At 70.6% G+C, this 15,236-nt stretch carries 15 protein-coding genes and 4 tRNA genes; 16 read left to right on the forward strand and 3 right to left on the reverse strand.

Translation table 11 applies throughout. The features are described 5' to 3' along the window. Positions 1–38 precede the first annotated feature (38 nt). From ACWEOE_RS28435 to ACWEOE_RS28465, 7 genes are all read left to right on the forward strand, one after another. On the forward strand, positions 39–644 hold the full coding sequence (locus ACWEOE_RS28435; protein ID WP_452014408.1) for a TetR/AcrR family transcriptional regulator: 606 nt from the start codon (positions 39–41) through the stop codon (positions 642–644). A gap of 492 nt (positions 645–1,136) precedes the next feature. Continuing rightward, positions 1,137–1,222 (forward strand) — tRNA-Tyr (locus ACWEOE_RS28440). Positions 1,223–1,253: 31 nt separating this feature from the next. Continuing rightward, positions 1,254–1,327, forward strand: a tRNA-Arg gene (locus tag ACWEOE_RS28445). Between the two features lie 14 nt (positions 1,328–1,341). Next, positions 1,342–1,415 (forward strand) — tRNA-Leu (locus ACWEOE_RS28450). Positions 1,416–1,633: 218 nt separating this feature from the next. Next, positions 1,634–1,705 (forward strand) — tRNA-Arg (locus tag ACWEOE_RS28455). A gap of 225 nt (positions 1,706–1,930) precedes the next feature. Then, positions 1,931–2,368: a hypothetical protein gene (locus ACWEOE_RS28460; protein WP_452014410.1), complete on the forward strand. Its 438-nt coding sequence runs from the start codon at positions 1,931–1,933 to the stop codon at positions 2,366–2,368. Between the two features lie 32 nt (positions 2,369–2,400). Further along, positions 2,401–2,976 (forward strand): uracil-DNA glycosylase family protein, encoded by a 576-nt coding sequence (locus ACWEOE_RS28465; protein ID WP_452014412.1) that lies wholly within the window; start codon positions 2,401–2,403, stop codon positions 2,974–2,976. A gap of 6 nt (positions 2,977–2,982) precedes the next feature. On the opposite strand, the gene ACWEOE_RS28470 is transcribed toward ACWEOE_RS28465, so the two are convergent. Next, positions 2,983–3,894 carry a glutaminase gene (locus tag ACWEOE_RS28470; RefSeq protein ID WP_452014414.1) on the reverse strand — a complete coding sequence of 304 codons (912 nt, stop codon included), beginning with the start codon at positions 3,892–3,894 and terminating at the stop codon, positions 2,983–2,985. Between the two features lie 88 nt (positions 3,895–3,982). Here ACWEOE_RS28470 and ACWEOE_RS28475 point away from each other — a divergent pair, with 88 nt between their 5' ends. Both ACWEOE_RS28475 and ACWEOE_RS28480 read left to right on the forward strand, forming a co-directional pair. Next, positions 3,983–4,867, forward strand: a complete 885-nt coding sequence (locus ACWEOE_RS28475) for an alpha/beta fold hydrolase (protein WP_452014416.1) — start codon at positions 3,983–3,985, stop codon at positions 4,865–4,867. Between the two features lie 103 nt (positions 4,868–4,970). Beyond that, complete coding sequence (locus ACWEOE_RS28480) at positions 4,971–5,402, forward strand: OsmC family peroxiredoxin (RefSeq protein ID WP_452014418.1); 432 nt, start codon at positions 4,971–4,973, stop codon at positions 5,400–5,402. 80 nt (positions 5,403–5,482) lie between these two features. On the opposite strand, the gene ACWEOE_RS28485 is transcribed toward ACWEOE_RS28480, so the two are convergent. Continuing rightward, positions 5,483–7,084, reverse strand: coding sequence for a class I adenylate-forming enzyme family protein (locus ACWEOE_RS28485; protein WP_452014420.1), 1,602 nt, complete (start codon positions 7,082–7,084; stop codon positions 5,483–5,485). 157 nt (positions 7,085–7,241) lie between these two features. Here ACWEOE_RS28485 and ACWEOE_RS28490 point away from each other — a divergent pair, with 157 nt between their 5' ends. The 3 genes from ACWEOE_RS28490 to ACWEOE_RS28500 are packed head-to-tail and all read left to right on the forward strand — an operon-like array spanning position 7,242 to position 10,129. After that, a complete protein-coding gene (locus ACWEOE_RS28490) occupies positions 7,242–8,627 on the forward strand; it encodes a phytoene desaturase family protein (protein ID WP_452014422.1) in 1,386 nt (461 codons plus the stop codon). After that, entirely contained in the window at positions 8,628–9,749 is a 1,122-nt protein-coding gene (locus ACWEOE_RS28495) for an LLM class flavin-dependent oxidoreductase (RefSeq protein WP_452014424.1), read from the forward strand. Continuing rightward, positions 9,746–10,129: a nuclear transport factor 2 family protein gene (locus ACWEOE_RS28500; protein ID WP_452014428.1), complete on the forward strand. Its 384-nt coding sequence runs from the start codon at positions 9,746–9,748 to the stop codon at positions 10,127–10,129. The genes ACWEOE_RS28495 and ACWEOE_RS28500 overlap by 4 nt, the downstream gene beginning before the upstream one ends. Here the strand turns inward: ACWEOE_RS28500 and ACWEOE_RS28505 are convergent. Beyond that, positions 10,124–11,233 (reverse strand): NAD-dependent epimerase/dehydratase family protein, encoded by a 1,110-nt coding sequence (locus tag ACWEOE_RS28505; RefSeq protein WP_452014430.1) that lies wholly within the window; start codon positions 11,231–11,233, stop codon positions 10,124–10,126. The two genes, ACWEOE_RS28500 and ACWEOE_RS28505, sit on opposite strands and share 6 nt — an antisense overlap. A gap of 138 nt (positions 11,234–11,371) precedes the next feature. On the opposite strand from ACWEOE_RS28505, the gene ACWEOE_RS28510 reads away from it, so the two are divergent. Genes ACWEOE_RS28510 through ACWEOE_RS28525 form a run of 4 tightly spaced genes read left to right on the forward strand, consistent with a single transcriptional unit; the run spans position 11,372 to position 15,211 of the window. Beyond that, complete coding sequence (locus ACWEOE_RS28510; protein ID WP_452014432.1) at positions 11,372–11,782, forward strand: nuclear transport factor 2 family protein; 411 nt, start codon at positions 11,372–11,374, stop codon at positions 11,780–11,782. Positions 11,783–11,812: 30 nt separating this feature from the next. After that, positions 11,813–13,378, forward strand: a complete 1,566-nt coding sequence (locus tag ACWEOE_RS28515) for a class I adenylate-forming enzyme family protein (RefSeq protein WP_452014434.1) — start codon at positions 11,813–11,815, stop codon at positions 13,376–13,378. Then, positions 13,375–13,833, forward strand: coding sequence for a VOC family protein (locus ACWEOE_RS28520; protein WP_452014436.1), 459 nt, complete (start codon positions 13,375–13,377; stop codon positions 13,831–13,833). The genes ACWEOE_RS28515 and ACWEOE_RS28520 overlap by 4 nt, the downstream gene beginning before the upstream one ends. A gap of 25 nt (positions 13,834–13,858) precedes the next feature. Further along, the gene (locus ACWEOE_RS28525) at positions 13,859–15,211 is read left to right on the forward strand and encodes a phytoene desaturase family protein (RefSeq protein ID WP_452014438.1); all 1,353 of its coding nucleotides are present in this window, start codon (positions 13,859–13,861) and stop codon (positions 15,209–15,211) included. The last annotated feature ends 25 nt before the right edge of the window (positions 15,212–15,236 follow it).

Consider the following 15,236-nt stretch of genomic DNA (forward strand, 5'->3'; position numbering starts at 1 on the left):
CGGATCACTAGACTGCGGGGGTGCACAGGGGAGATGACGTGAACGACACCGCCGGGCCGGCGTCGAACCGGCGCGGGCGCGACCGGGCCCGCACCGAGGCCGACCTGTTGCAGGCGACTTTCGACCTGCTTCAGCGCGACGGCATCTTCGCCGGGCTGAACCTGCAGGAGGTCGCCGACCGCTCCGGCGTGAACCGCGGCCAGATCTACCAGTACTTCGGCGACCGCCGGTCGCTGCTGCGCGCGGCCGTGGCGCACCGCGCGCGCGAATGGGCGGCGGGCGCGAAACGGCACTGGGAGGCGTCGTTCCTGGGCCGGCGCAAGGCGATGTTCCGCAGCGCACTGGCCAACCCCGCGCCCACCTTGGTCGAAGCCCTCCTCGCCATCGACGGCGACCCGGACTACCACGCCCTGCCCGAGATCGAGAGAACCCGTGCCGCCCTCGACCGCGACCGGGCCACCGGCGCCCTGCCCGCCGCCGGCGACGCCATCGCGATGCACGTGTTCATGGTCGCGGCCTACAAGGGCTACCTGATTTTCCGCGAGGCGCTCGCCCGTGACGTCGGCGTGCCGGTCGAAGAGCTGGACCAGCGGGTGCTGGCGGTGCACGATCAGGTCGCTGCGTCGATGACGGAGGGGGACTGATGGATCTCTACGGCTTCCCGGTGTGTTCGCGGCCGCGATGAATTCGGCGGCGGAATACTGATTGACACCGGGCCGCGGGTTCGCGACCATGTAATGGAACTGAACGGGAAAACGCACGGCGGAAACGGCACCGAAGGAGTCATCGTGGCGAGCAGGAAGATGCGAGCAGCGCAGCGCCGATATCTCGGCGATCTGCGTGCTGCGCTGTGCTCGTCGGATGAGCGACGATCACTTCGGCCGCTCCGTGAGTCGGTGCTGACTGCGTCGGTGCTGCCTGAGCAGCAACTGCTCAGCAACGGGGGCTCCCCACCGTGACGTCGCCGACGTCGTGACCGGGAGCCGCCCATCGGGAAACTGATTCGGGCGGCTTTCTCTATTTCGAGCATCCGAAGTTGATTTATTGGCCTGGATTTGTCGCGCCCATTTATCGCGCTCGTTCTTTCTCAACTGCACAGCGGAGCAGAGACAGGCTCGCCGGCCGCGGCGAGCACTGGTGGGGCTGGGCAACGGTGAGCCCACCCGGCTGTAACCCGGACGCCCCGACGCGGGCTTTGACGGTTCGACTCCGTCCCCCACCACGTCGAGGCCGATCCCCGGATCGGCTGCCACACCCCTGTAGCTCAGCGGGACAGAGCGCCGGACTACGAATCCGGAGGTCCCAGGTTCGACTCCTGGCAGGGGTACGCAGGTTTTCCCGGCTCACGTGGCCCAACTGGCAGAGGCACCGGACCCAGGCTCCGGACAGTCCAGGTTCGACTCCTGGCGAGGGCCCGCTGTGTCGGGTGGTGATTCCCGCGAACACGGCGGACTTCGGCTCCGCAGAGCCAGGTTCGAGCCCCTGGCCCGGGAGCGCCCCCGATGCCCGTTCGTCGAGCGGCAGGCCTGGCGGACAGCCGTTTCTGAAACGGTGGTCGGATGTGGCGAGCACCCGCGCGGGTTGGGCTCCTGCATCCGCCACGACCCCCCGGCCGGGGGTGAAACCGGCCGAAGCCCTCGTGGTCCAACGGACACGACTCCGGCGTCCGAAGCCGGGAACGCAGGTTCGACTCCTGCCGGGGGCACAGCGCCCGCACGGGGCGCACCACGCGCGTGGCCCAGCGGCCGGCCGGGGCTCATATCCCCGGCTCGCCTGGATCGACACCAGGACGCGCGACCACGCTCTGCTCCGCTGTGCGGCCGGGGGCCTCGGCCGTGCGACCGAGGCCGGCGCGGGCCCGCTCGGTCGCAGGTACGAACTTCGCCTTTCCGTGCTGCGGCAGGGAAAACCCGCTCGTAGCGTCGCAGTCATGAACGAATACGACAACGCCCCCGCCACCGTCCTCGGGGCGTTCTGGCTCTACCTCGTGTCCACCGTCGTCGCGATCGCCGGGGCGGGGGTGCTGCTGGCGAACAAACAGACGATCGTCGACGCCGTGCGCGGCGGCGGCCAGGGGCAGCTCACCGAGGCGCAGATCGAGCAGACGGCGAACGTCGGGCTGTGGGTCGCGGTGGCGGTCGCCGTGGTGATCGCGCTGGTGTACCTGTGGCTGGCGGTCAAGCTCAAGGCCGGCCGGAACTGGGCGCGGATCGTGCTGACGATCCTCACGCTCCTGCAGATCGTCTCGCTCGTCGCCGGGCGCGGCGGGAGCCTGCTCGGCTACCTGAGCGCCGGGGCGGCCGTGGTCGCGCTCGTGCTGGCGTTCCTGCCGCCGTCCAACGCCTACCTCGCGGCCCGGCGCTCCTGACCCGGCTGCGGCGCGGATAGTCTTTGCCCACCATGACGAACCTCGACACGATCCGCGCCGAGCTGATCGCCGACCCGGACAACGCGTGGGCTGCGGAAGCCGGCTACGCGCCGCTGTACACGGCGCACCCCGCGGCGAAGGTGGCGCTCATCGGGCAGGCGCCCGGGCGCAAGGCGCAGGAGACCGGCGTCCCCTGGAACGACGCGAGCGGCATGAAGCTGCGCGGGTGGCTCGGGGTCACCGACGAGGAGTTCTACGACCCCGAGCTGTTCGCGATCGTGCCGATGGACTTCTTCTACCCCGGCAAGGCGAAGTCCGGCGACCTGCCGCCGCGCCGGGGCGTGGCGGAGAAGTGGCACCCGCGAATCTTCGCGGAGCTGCCGGAAATCCGGCTGAAGGTGCTCGTCGGCAGCTACGCGCAGAAGTACTACCTGCCCGGTGGCAGCCTCACGGAGAACGTCCGCGCGTACCGGGACTTCCTGCCGTCGGTGATCCCGCTGGTGCACCCTTCGCCGTTGAACGTGGGGTGGCACCTGCGGAACCCGTGGTTCGAGCTGGAGGTGCTGCCGGAGCTGCGGGCGCTGGTGGCGGCGGCGCTGAAGTCCTGACGTCGGTCAGAAGATGCTCAGGCCCGTGACGTCGCCGAACTTCTCGAGCGCCAGCGCGGCCGACACGGAGTTGCCCTTGTCGTCGAGCCCCGGCCCCCACGCGGCGACCGCGCACCGGTCGGGCACGATCGCGAGGATCCCGCCGCCCACGCCGCTCTTGCACGGCAGCCCCACCCGATAGGCGAACTCGCCGGCGGCGTCGTAGGTGCCGCAGGTGAGCAGGATCGCATTGATGCGCCGGGCGTCCTGCTTCGACAGCAGGCGTGTGCCGTCGGCGCGCACGCCGTGGCGCGCCAGCACGAGCCCGGCGCGGGCGAGCTCGGCGCACGAGGCCATGATCGAGCACTGCCGGAAGTAGTGGTCGAGCACCTCGTGCACGGGGTTGATCACCCTGCCGAAGTCGGCCATCAGGTAGGCCAGCGAACGGTTGCGGTTGCCGCTGCGCGTCTCGGACTCCGCCATCTCCGGATCCCACGTCAGCCCGGGGTTCCCGGTCTCCGCGGCGAGGAACGCGCACAGCGAACCGCACGCGTCGCCCGTGTCCGCCAGCAGCTGGTCGGTGACCAGCAGCGCGCCCGCGTTGATGAACGGGTTGCGCGGCACGCCCCGCTCGACCTCCAGCTGGATCAGCGAGTTGAACCGCGTCCCCGACGGTTCGCGGTGCACCCGCCGCCAGATCGACGCGTCGTCACCGCCGAGCACGTGCGCGAGGGCGAAGACCTTCGAGATGCTCTGGATCGAGAACGGCACGTCCGCGTCACCCGCCTGGTGCAGCTCGCCGTCCACGGTCGCCACGGCGAACCCGAACTGGCCGGGGTCCACGTTGCCCAGATCGGGGATGTAGTCGGCGACCTTGCCGGTCCCGATGTGCGGGCGCGTCGCCGCCAGGACTTCGCGAACCGCGCGTTCGTAGTCCACCGGGAGCCTTTCGAGAGGTGGTCGCCGCCGGGTCGAATGATGCCACGGTGGCGCCGGAGCGGTTACAGTCGATCACCAGGAGGTGTCGATGAGTGTTCCCTTGCCGCCGTCGTTCCGGTATCGGCGGGTGGACGTCGGGGGTGTGCGGATCAACTGTGCGGTCGCCGGGAGCGGGTCGCCGGTGCTGCTGCTGCACGGGTATCCGCAGACGCACCTGATCTGGCACGAGGTCGCGCCGCGGTTGGCGCGGGAGTTCACCGTGGTTCTGGCGGATCTGCGGGGGTACGGCGACAGCGACAAGCCCGCCGGGGACGAGATGTACGCCAAGCGCGCCATGGCCGCCGACCAGCTCGCACTGATGGCGGAGCTCGGGTTCGACCGGTTCGCCGTGGCGGGACACGACCGCGGCGGCCGGGTGGCGCACCGCCTGGCTCTCGACGCGCCGGACGCAGTGAAGGCGTTGGCCGTGCTGGACATCGTGCCGACGAGGTACGCGTTCGCTCACGCGGACAAGGACTTCGGGCTCGGGTACTTCCACTGGTTCTTCCTGGCGGCCGGCAACGGGATCCCCGAACGCCTGCTCGCCGGCGACCCCGAGTTCTGGATCACCTCGCGGATGAACTCCCGCCACCGCGGCGGCGCGCCGTTCGACCCCGCCGCGGTGGCCGAGTACGTGCGGTGTTTCTCGACGCCGGAGGGGATCGCCGCCTCGTGCGCGGACTACCGGGCGGCGGCGGGGATCGACCTCGAACACGACGAGGCGGACGCCGCGGCCGGCCGGGTGGTCACCCGTCCGCTGCTGGTGATGTGGGGGGCCGCCAGTTTCGTCGGCCGGACCTACGACGTGCCGGCCGTGTGGCGCGAGTACGCCGCCGACGTGCACGCTCAGGAGGTCGAAAGCGACCACTACCTGCCGGAGGAACAGCCACAGGTCGTGGCCGAGGCGTTGCGGGAGTTCTTCGCCGAGGCCTGAGGTCGCGGCGGCCACCTCGGGGCCCTTGGGCGAAGCCGGCCCGACCCTGATTGACTCTGCGGCGTCGGGTACCACGAACACCCACCACGATTCTGGAGGACCCATGCCGGTCTCGAAGGCGCACGCGAACTGGAAGGGCGACATCCCCACCGGAGCCGGGCAGTTCAGCACCGGGGGAGGCAGCATCAGCGGCGGCGTGACGTTCAAGTCGCGCTTCGAGGACGGCCCCGGTTCCAACCCGGAGCAGCTCATCGCCGCCGCGCACGCGTCGTGCTTCTCGATGGCGCTCGCCAGCACCCTCGCCGGCGCGGGCTTCCCGGCCGAATCGATCGAAACGGACGCCTCGGTCACCCTCCGCCCCGTCGACGGCGCGCCGACGATCATCAAGATCGAGCTCGTGACCGAAGGTCGCGTGCCGGGCGTCAACGAGGAGCAGTTCCGCGAGTACGCCGCCCAGGCGAAGGCCGGCTGCCCCGTCAGCCGGGCTCTGGCGGGCGTCCCGGAGATCACCCTCGAGGCGAAGCTCGCCGGCTGAGCAGGCGATCCGGCCTCGGTGGATCGGCGCGCAAGCGTGCCCGATCCACCGGGCAGCCGGTCCCGAGTCGGCGGAGCTGGCTACCGACCCGCTTCCGCCGCTTGTGACGACAGCCGCGGTGCCTCCGTGATGCCCGCTGCCGCCAGTTCCGCAGCGATGCGTGAGCGCAGCCGGAACTTCTGGATCTTCGTGCCCGACATGGGCCACTCCGTGACGAACCGGACGTAGCGCGGCACCTTGAACGTTGCGATGCGCCCCAGGCAGTGGTCGATCAAGGCGGCCTCCGACGTCGACGCGCCGGGGGACAGCTGGACGAACGCGGCGGCCACCTCGCCGAGGCGGGCGTCCGGGGCGGCGACGACCTGGACGAGGCCGCAGGACGGGTGGGTGGCGAGGCAGTCCTCGACCTCGGCGGCGGAGACGTTTTCGCCGCCGACCTTGAGCATGTCCTTCAGGCGGGAGACGAAGGAGAGGCGGCCGGCGGCGTCGGCGACGACGAGATCGCCCGTGGAGAACCAGCCGTCGGCGTCGACGCGGGCGGCGGTGAGGGCCGGGTCGCGGTGGTAGTGCGAGAACCGGGACGTGCCGCGGAACTGCAGTTCGCCCCTGGTGCCCGCGGGGACCGGCACGCGGGTTGCGGGGTCGACGACCCGGACTTCCATGTGCCGCAGGACTTTGCCGCTCGTGGTGGCTCGGACGTCGGGTGGGTCCTCGGGTGAGCCGACGCAGCAGAAGCCCAGCGACTCGGTGGAGCCGAGGGACGACATCTGCACGGCGGGCGCGATGCGGGCCTGCATGGCGCGCAGCCGTTCGGGCGCGCCGACGTTGAGCACGAGCCGCAGCGCGCTCAGGTCGGTGCGGGAGAAGTCGGCGTGGTCGAGCACGCGCAGCCAGATCGTCTCGAACGCGGGAAAGGCGACCGTGCACCGCTCGGACGCGAGCTGGCGCAGTGCGGCGCCCGGTTCGAACGGTCCTGTGTGGACCATCGCGCACCCCGCGGCGAGGGCGGCGAGCGCCACGTCGTAGCCGCCGCAGTGGAACATCGGCAGGGCGGTCCAGAACCGGTCCTCCGGTCGCAGCTCGAGGCGCGCGGCGACGGCTTCCCCTTCGGCGACCAGGGAAGCGTTGTCGTGCACGCAGCCGTTCGGCTGGGCGGTGGTGCCCGAGGTGTAGAGGATCAGCGCGGGATCGCCGGCCCGCACGTCGGCCGGTGCCAAGGAGAACGCGGCCGCGGAGAACGCCGCGAACGACACCCAGCCGGCCGGCGCGACGCCCTCACCCATCGCCACCACCGTGCGCAGTGCGGGTGCGGCGCGCACGCGGGGCAGCCCGGGCAGCGCCTCGGCGAGAACAGGACCCAGCGCGGGATCGGCGAACAGCAGCCGCACGTCGGAGTGCTCCACGATCGACGCGAGCTCCGCCGCCTTGAGCCGCGGGTTCACGGGCACGGTCACCGCGCCCAGGTACGCCGCGGCCAGCCAGGTCGTCATGCTCGCGATCCCGCCCGGCAGCAGCAGGCCGACGTGGTCACCGGGGCGAACGCCGTACGCCCACAACGCCCCGGCGAGCCGCCGCGCGGTGGCCGCGAGCGCGGCGTAGGTGAGGCGGCCGTCGGGGAACACGACCTCGCGCTCGCCGGCTCGGGCGGCGCACCGGTCGAGCAGGTCCGGGATGGTGGACATCGCCCCTCCAGAAATCACGACCGACGCTCTATCTAACGACCGTTTGACAAACTAGCGTCGGTACTCGAAGGTGGACAAGACCCAGGCCCGCCGCGAAACGACACGAAAACGCCGGAACCGCCGGGAAATCGCGACCGCGGCGAAGAAAGGTGATGCCGTGCCGAGCTACGACGTCGTGGTGATCGGGGCCGGGGCCGCCGGCCTCTGCGCGGGCGCGCTGCTCGCGCGCGAAGGCAAACGGGTCGTCGTGCTCGACCGCAGCCCCTGGCTCGGCGGGCGCGCGATGGCCGTGCCGGACGAGGGCTTCACCGTGAACCTCGGCGGGCACCTGATCGAAGACGGCGGATCCGGCCTCACCAAGGTGTTCGAGCACGTCGGCAAGGAGCTGGTCCACGGCGAGGTCAGCAAGGAGATGCCGATCTGGGAGAACGGCTCGGGCTGGGGCTCGATCCGCGACCGCTACACCGACCGCGCCGAGCTCAAGAAGGTCGTGAAGGCGCTGGCCGAGACCCCGTACGAGGCGCTCGACGACTGGGACGACCGCTCCCTTCGGGAATGGATTCACCAGCACACCTCCGACCAGGGGGTGGTGGACCTGTTCGAGTTCATCTCCGTGCTCGAGTGCATGACCGACAACTGGTACGACCACTCCGCGAGCGACAACCTCTACGTGCGCAAGATGCACTACGAGGAACGCGGCACCGCCGCCTACTCGTGCTGGCCCGGGCAGGGCTGGGACGGGCTGTGGCACGACCTCGCCGACGCGATCACCGGCCACGGCGGCGAACTGCGCCTCGGCGCCTCGGTCGAGCGCGTGCTCATCGAGGACGGCGAGGTGAAGGGAGTCGCGGTCGCGCGCGAGCCGAAGGTGTTGCCCAACGAGTTCTTCGAGGAGGAGATCCTCGAAGCCCCGGCGGTGATCTCCACCCTGCCGGTCTGGAACGTGCTGAACGTCGTGCCCCGCAAGGCGTTGCCCGAGTGGTACGCCTCGCAGATCGAGTTCCTGGCGCAGGACAAGTTCCGCATCGCCTGGCTCGGGCTCTACCTCGCCACCGACGAACCGGTCACGCGCTACGACCCGCGTGAGCTCTCGACGTGGACCGCGACTCCCTCCACGGACTGCTCCGGGTTCATGTTCGACCAGTCCGCGATGGACCCGACGTGCTCGCCCGAAGGCACGCACCTGCACGTGCTGGGCGCGATCATCCCCGGCGCGAAGGGCCGCGACCGCGACTGGTGCCGCGCCACGATGGAGGCGTTCGAGCGTGACGTCGAGACGATGTGGCCGGGGCTGGCCAACCCCCTCTGGCGGCGCCGGCACCTCGTGTTCGAACCGAGCTTCGGGGTGATCCAGATGCCCGGGCTGGTCGGGAAGTACCGGCCGCACTGGCGGGCGCCCAACGTGGAGGGGCTCTGGTTCGCCAGCGAGACCTTCCGCAGCCGCGGCGTCGGCACCGACCGCGCGGCCCGCGCCGCGCTCACCTGCGTCGAGGACTACCTCGGTGCGCGGATCCCCACGTTCGGCGAAGGATGGAGGTACTGAGTGGAGCGCCTGCAGCTCGGTGTGCCCGGCCAGATCATGCCGCCCGCGGACGCCGCGGTGAAGTTCGCGCGCCGCAGCGAGGCCGAGGGCTTCGACGCCGTGTGGTGGCCCGATCACCTCATGGGCTGGCACGCCGACACGATGTGGACGCCGGACCTGACGCCACTGGCCGCGGTGCAGCCCACTCCCCACGCGTACTTCGACCCGATGATCATGATGGGCGTGGTCGGCTCGCAGACCGAGCACATCAAGGTCGGCGTGGTCGTCACCGACCTGATCCGCCGCAACCCGGCGATGGCCGCGGCGAGCGCGCTCACGCTGGACCACGTGACGAAGGGCCGGGCGATCATCGGGCTCGGCTCGGGGGAGCGGCTCAACATCACGCCGTACGGGATGTCGTTCGACGAACCGGTCGCGAAGCTCGCCGAGGGCATCGACGTGATGCGCCTGCTGTGGGAGGCCGACGGTCCGGTCGCCTACCGCGGCAAGTTCCACACCCTCGACAACGCGGTGCTCGGATTGCAGCCCTATCAAGGGAAACCGCCCGAGATCTGGACCGCCGCGCACGGTCCGCGCATGCTCCGGCTCACCGGGAGCAAGGCCGACGGGTGGCTGCCCACCAAGATGTCGGCCGCCGAGTACGCCCGGTCGTTGACGACGATCCGGCAGTCGGCGCAGGACGCGGACCGCGATCCGGCCGCGATCACGCCCGGCATGCTCGGGTACCTGCTCCTGGGGCCCGACGAGGAGACGGTGCAGCGGCTCACGGAAGCTCCGCTGGTGCGGGCGTTGTGCGTGCTGCTGCCCGCCCAGGTCTTCCGTGACCTCGGGGTGGCGCCGCCGCTCGACGGCGGGCCGGGCGGATCCGGGTTCCGCGACTTCATCCCGACCGCCGCCTCGCGGGCCGAGTCGCTGCGGATCATCGACGCGATCCCGCCGAAAGTGGTGCGGCACTACGCTTTCTGCGGCACGCCGGCGCAGGTGGCCGAGCAGCTGGTGGAGTACCGGGAGGCCGGGCTGCGCCACCTCGTCATGTGGAACATCACCGCGTTCGGCGACCCGGCGCTGGCGAGGTGGTCGTTCCAGGCGATGACCGAGCTGAAAAAGCTGGTCGGCTCGTGAGAGAACCGGTGGCGGAGTACTTCGCGGCGATCAACGCCGAACGCTTCGGCGACCTGGCCGGGGTGTTCGCCGCCGACGTGGAGATCCACACCGTCGGCGCGGCACCAGTGGTCGGCCGCGACGCGGCGATCGCTCACTTCGAGAACCTGCTGGCGAACTACGCCGAACACGAAGATCGGGTGACCCGCCGGCTCGAAGCCGAGGGCGCCGTCGTCACGGACATCGACTTCACCGGCCGCCTGCGCGACGGCCGGCCGATCGCGTTCGCCGCGCTGGACGTGTTCGACCTGAGTGGCGGGCGGATCACGAAAGTCACGACGTGGTACGACACCCGCGACGTCCGCCGCCAAGTCCTGGCCGGGAGTGCCACGCCGTCATAGGGCCCGGCCTTTCGCGGTCTGCACCATCTCCATCGGCTCGATGCCGGAGCCGAACGCCGCGGCCTGCGGGGCGAGGCTCGCCAGCGCCCGGGTGTAGGCGGCGACGAGCGCGTCTTCGGCCGCGTAGTCGAACGGATCGGTGGTACGGGAGGCCCGCAGGTGCGGTTCGTTCGCGAGCATCCACTCCACCGTCTCCGCGATGCCGTCGGGCACCGACACCACGTCCCGGTAGCCGAGGTCCTCGCGCAGCCGCGCCGTGTCGACGACACACGTCGGCGACTCCTGGCCGCCGAACGCGGACACCGCGAGCCCCGGGTTCGGCAGTTCCCGCGGCAGGGAGCGGATTTCCAGGTCCCGGCCGGCCGCGCGGGCGACGAGCTGCACCCACTGGCGGACCGTGAGCAGTTCGTCGTCGGCGACGTTGTACGCCTCGCCCGCCGCGGTGTCCGGCCGGTCGGTTGCCAGCAGCACGGCGTGCGCGGCGTTGCGGGCAGCGGCGCGCGAATGCACGCCGTGCCCGCCGTCGGCGAGGATCAGCCACGGCCGCCCGTCGAGCACGCGGCGTACCACGTGCCATTCCCACGCGTACGGGTTGCGCGGCCCGTAGACGGTGGGGTAGCGCAGATAGGTGGCGGCGAACCGGCCCTGCGCACCCAGGGCGAACACGTGGTCCTCGGTGCGCCGGATCGGGCCCGTGCTGTAGCCCGCGAAGCGCGGTTCGTCGGGCGCCACGAGCGGGTGCGAGTCCTCCCGCACCGGCAGCCGCACGCCGTAGGGGAAGCGCGAACCGGGGTTGACGTAACCCTGGTACACCGGCACCCCGCCGATCACGACCAGGTGCCCGCAGCGGCCGGCCACCGCGTCGGCGATCAGCCGGACCCGGCCGTACGCCGCGACGACGACGTCCCACTCGCCTCCGCCGACGGCGTGCGCGATGTCGGCCGCCTCGAACGGGCTGCCGTGCACGTGCGGCACGTCCGGCAGCTCCGCGACTTCGTGCCGGCCGGTGTGGAACACCGTCACCTCGTGCCCGCGGGCCAGCAGCCCCGCCACGATCGGCGGCCCGGTCGGACCGGTGCCGCCGACGACCAGCGCACGTGTCATTCCCGGAGCATGACAAGCGGGGCCCTTCACTGTCAAACAGTCGTTTGACAGACTCTTGTTGGTGCCTCGGTGTGGTGCTAATCTCACCGCTACCAAACGGCCGTTAGTCAATGTTGACGACGTCATGGAGGCTTGCTCGTGACCGCACGCGCCGAGATCGAAAACGTCCTGGGCAAGGCTTCTTGGGGCTACGACGAGAACGACGTCGACCTCATCGCCGACCAGTTCACCGAAACGGCCACGATGACGATGCAGATCGGCCGTGAGGGCGACCCGATCGGTCCCTTCGAGGGCCGGGACGCGATCCGGAAACTGCACGCCGACTCCCTCGCCGCGCAGACCGACCAGCGCCGGCACAACCTCTCGAACCTGGTGATCACCAAGGAAACGCCGGACAGTGCGGCGACGACCGCGAACCTCACCCTGCTCTCGATCGAGAACGGCGCTATCCAGGTGCTCTCCAGCGGCTGGTACCGCGACGAGCTGGTGAAGCAGGGGGACCGCTGGCTGATCACGACCCGGCACATCTACCTCGACCTGCCGTACTGATCCCCGTTCCCCCTGAGCCAGAGGACACCCATGGTCAACATCGGACGGATCCCGGAGAAGTGGGCTGCGCTCACCCCCGGCCGGGACGCGATCGTCGACGCCCCGAGCGGGCGGCGGATGGACTGGCGAACCCTCGACGAACGCGTCCGGCGGCTCGCCAACGGGCTGGCGGGCGAGGGCGGGCTGGGCCTGGCGAAGGGTGACCGGGTCGCGATCCTGGCCAAGAACTCGATCGAGTACCAGGAGCTGTACTACGCGGCGGGCCGCGCGGGGCTCGTCACGCAGCCGCTGAACTGGCGCCTGGGCGCGGGCGAGCTGACCCGCATCGTCGCCGACGCGGCGCCGAAAGCGGTGATCACGTCCGACGAGTGGCTGGACACCGCGAAACAGCTGCAGGCCGCGGTCGACGTGCCGAACTGGCTGCAGTACGGGGCTTCCGGTGACGGCAGCTACGAGGACCTGCTGGCGCGCAGCAGCACCGACGAGCCGGTGCAGTCGTCGTCGGTCGGGGACGCCGACCCGTTTTTCATCCTCTACACCGGCGGCACCACCGGGGAGTCGAAGGGCGCGCTGCACAGCCACACGAGCGTGTCGTTCGGCATGCTCAACCAGACGGTGGCCGAGCGCGTCGTCGCGACCGACGTCTACATGCTCACCGGGCAGATGTACCACATCCCGGTGGTGCTCTCGATGAACTACCACCGCCACGGCTGCCCGCTGGTGCTGATGAACTTCGAGGCCCGCACCGCACTGGAGCTGATCCAGGAGGAACGCGTGTCGGCGTTCCTCGGGATCACCACCATGCTCAACTGGATGATGGCCGTGCCGGGCTTCTCGTCCTACGACATCTCGGCGCTGCGCAACATCCAGTACGGCGGTGGGCCCATGCCCTCGTCGGTGGTCAAGGCGGCGCTGGACCAGTTCCCCTGCACGCTCATTCAGGGTTACGGCCAGACCGAGGGCACCACGATGTGCTTCCTGTCGCAGGAGGACCACCTCGACGCCGTGCGTGGAATCCACCCGGAACGGCTGATGTCGTGCGGGCGCGAAGGGTTCGTCACGCAGGTGCGCGTGGTGGACCCGGACGCGCGTGAGGTGCCCAAGGACGGCCGCACGGCGGGCGAGATCATCGTGCGCTCCGAGGCCAACATGCTCGGCTACCTCAACCGGCCCGACCTCACCGCGAACACCGTCCGCGACGGCTGGATGTGGACCGGCGACATCGCCACGTGGGACGCCGAGTCGTACGTGTTCATCGTGGACCGCGCCAAGGACATGATCATCTCCGGCGGTGAGAACATCTACTCGATCCAGGTCGAGGAGGCGGTGAACAAGCACCCGTCGGTGCTGGAGTGCGCGGTGATCGGCGTGCCCGACGACGAGTGGGGCGAGGCGGTGAAGGCGTTCGTGGTGCTCAAGCCCGAGACCACGGCCACGGAAGCCGACATCATCGCGACGGCCAAGCAGCACCTGGCTTCCTACCAGAAGCCCCGGTCCGTGGAGTTCGTCGACGCGCTGCCCAAGGCGCCCACCGGGAAGATCCTCAAGCGGGACCTGCGCCGCGCGTACTGGGCGGATCGCGGCCGGTCGGTGTGACGGCGGGGTTGCACCACCTCGGCGTGCGCGTGGCGGAGCTGGAGAAATCCGTGGCGTTCTACCGCGCGCTGGGGGCCGAACCGCTCACGCCGGCGTTCCCGCTCGGCCGCGGCGGGGTCGCGCTCGCGATGAACACCGGACGCGAAACGGTGGCGCGGGTCGTGCTGCTGGAGTTCCCGGACGGCAGCGGGATCGAGCTGTTCGAGTTCGGCGATCCCGCGCCGGCATGGTGCGCCGAGACCGATCCGGCCGCGCGGCTGCCGCACCTCGGCATCCGGGTCGCCGACGTCGACGCCGCACTCGCGCGGGCCGAGGAGGCCGGCGGGCGGCGGCTGTGGGACGAACCGAAGCAGTGGGGTCCGGTGCGGGTGGTCTACCTGCGTGATCCGGACGGGACCGTGCTCGAACTGCTCGACGGACCGGTGCGCGCGGTCGCGGACGTGGTCGCCCGGTGAACGCCCGACCACAGGAGGAGGGTCCTTGTCCCACGACGTGATCGTGCTCGGCGCCGGCGTGTCCGGTCTGGTCACGGCGTCGCTGCTGGCCGCTCAGGGGAAACGCGTGCTGCTGCTGGAAAAGCCCGCCCACCTCGGCGGGCGGGCGCGCGAGTACCGGTACCGCGGCCACCAGCTCGGGCTCGGCAGCCACCTCGTGGAGGACCCCGGTGACTCGCTCACGCGGGTGTGCGCGGTGATGGGGCTGGACCTCGTGCACTCCGAGCGCAGCGACTCGATGCCGTTCTGGACCAACGGCCAGGGCTGGGCGCCGATCCAGGAACAGTACGCGGGCAGCGCGAAGCAGGGGCTCAAGCGCTGCATCCAGGCGCTGAACGACACGTCGTACGAGGAGCTCGAGACCTTCAACCACGCCTCGCTGCGGGAGTGGATGGCGCGCCACACCTCCGACGAGGGCGTGTACACGGTGTGGGAAGCCATTTCCGTGCTGGAGCAGATCACGCTGCGGCCGTGGGAGCACTCGGCGTCGGAGAACCTCTACACGCGCAAGCTGCACTACTCGACACGGCGCACGGCCGGGTACTCGTTCTGGCCGGTGGGCGGGTGGGACGCGTTGTGGCACACCATGGTCGCGGCGTTCGAAGCGCGGGGCGGGGAGATCCGGCTGTCCGCACCCGTGCGCCGGGTCGACGTGCGGGCCGGCGCGGTGCGCGGGGTGACCCTGCGCGACGGCGAGGAAATCGAGGCGCCGCAGGTGATCGTATCGGCGCCGGTGTGGGATCTGCTGCGGCTGTTCGACGACAACGTGCTGCCGTGGGACCTCACCGCACGCATCCGGATGCTGGCCGCGAACCGCAACCGCGCCTGCTGGATCGGCTACTGGATCGCCGCGAAGGAACCGGTGATCGCGATGACCGAGCGGGAGATGGCGTCCTTCCTGTCCACACCGCGGTGCGGGCTGCCCGGGTTCACGCTCAACTTCACCGGGTACGACGCCGGTGTCTCGCCGTCGGGGGAGTACCTGACGTGCGTGGGTGCCTCGTTCGACGCGACGGCCCACTACGGCGACCGGGCCTGGCTCGACCGGAAGTTCGCCGAGCTGTGGGCGGACATCGAGGAGATGATGCCCGCGGCCCGCGGTGCACTGTGGACGAAACCGCACGTCGTCACCAGCTACGGCGTGATCACCAAACCGGGTCTGGTCGGCCCGGTCCGGCCCGACGTCGAGGTGCGGGGTGTCGAAGGCCTGTGGCTGACCGGCGACACGACTCGGGCCCGCGGGATCGGGATCGACAAGGCCGCGCGAGCGGGCATCACGGCGGCGGAGGCGGTGCTCGGGCGGCGGCTGGACGCGTTCGCGGGCACGGTTCGGTACTGAAGTTCTTGCACGGTAATGGGTCTAC

The sequence above is a fragment of the Amycolatopsis sp. NPDC004368 genome (assembly GCF_053602515.1).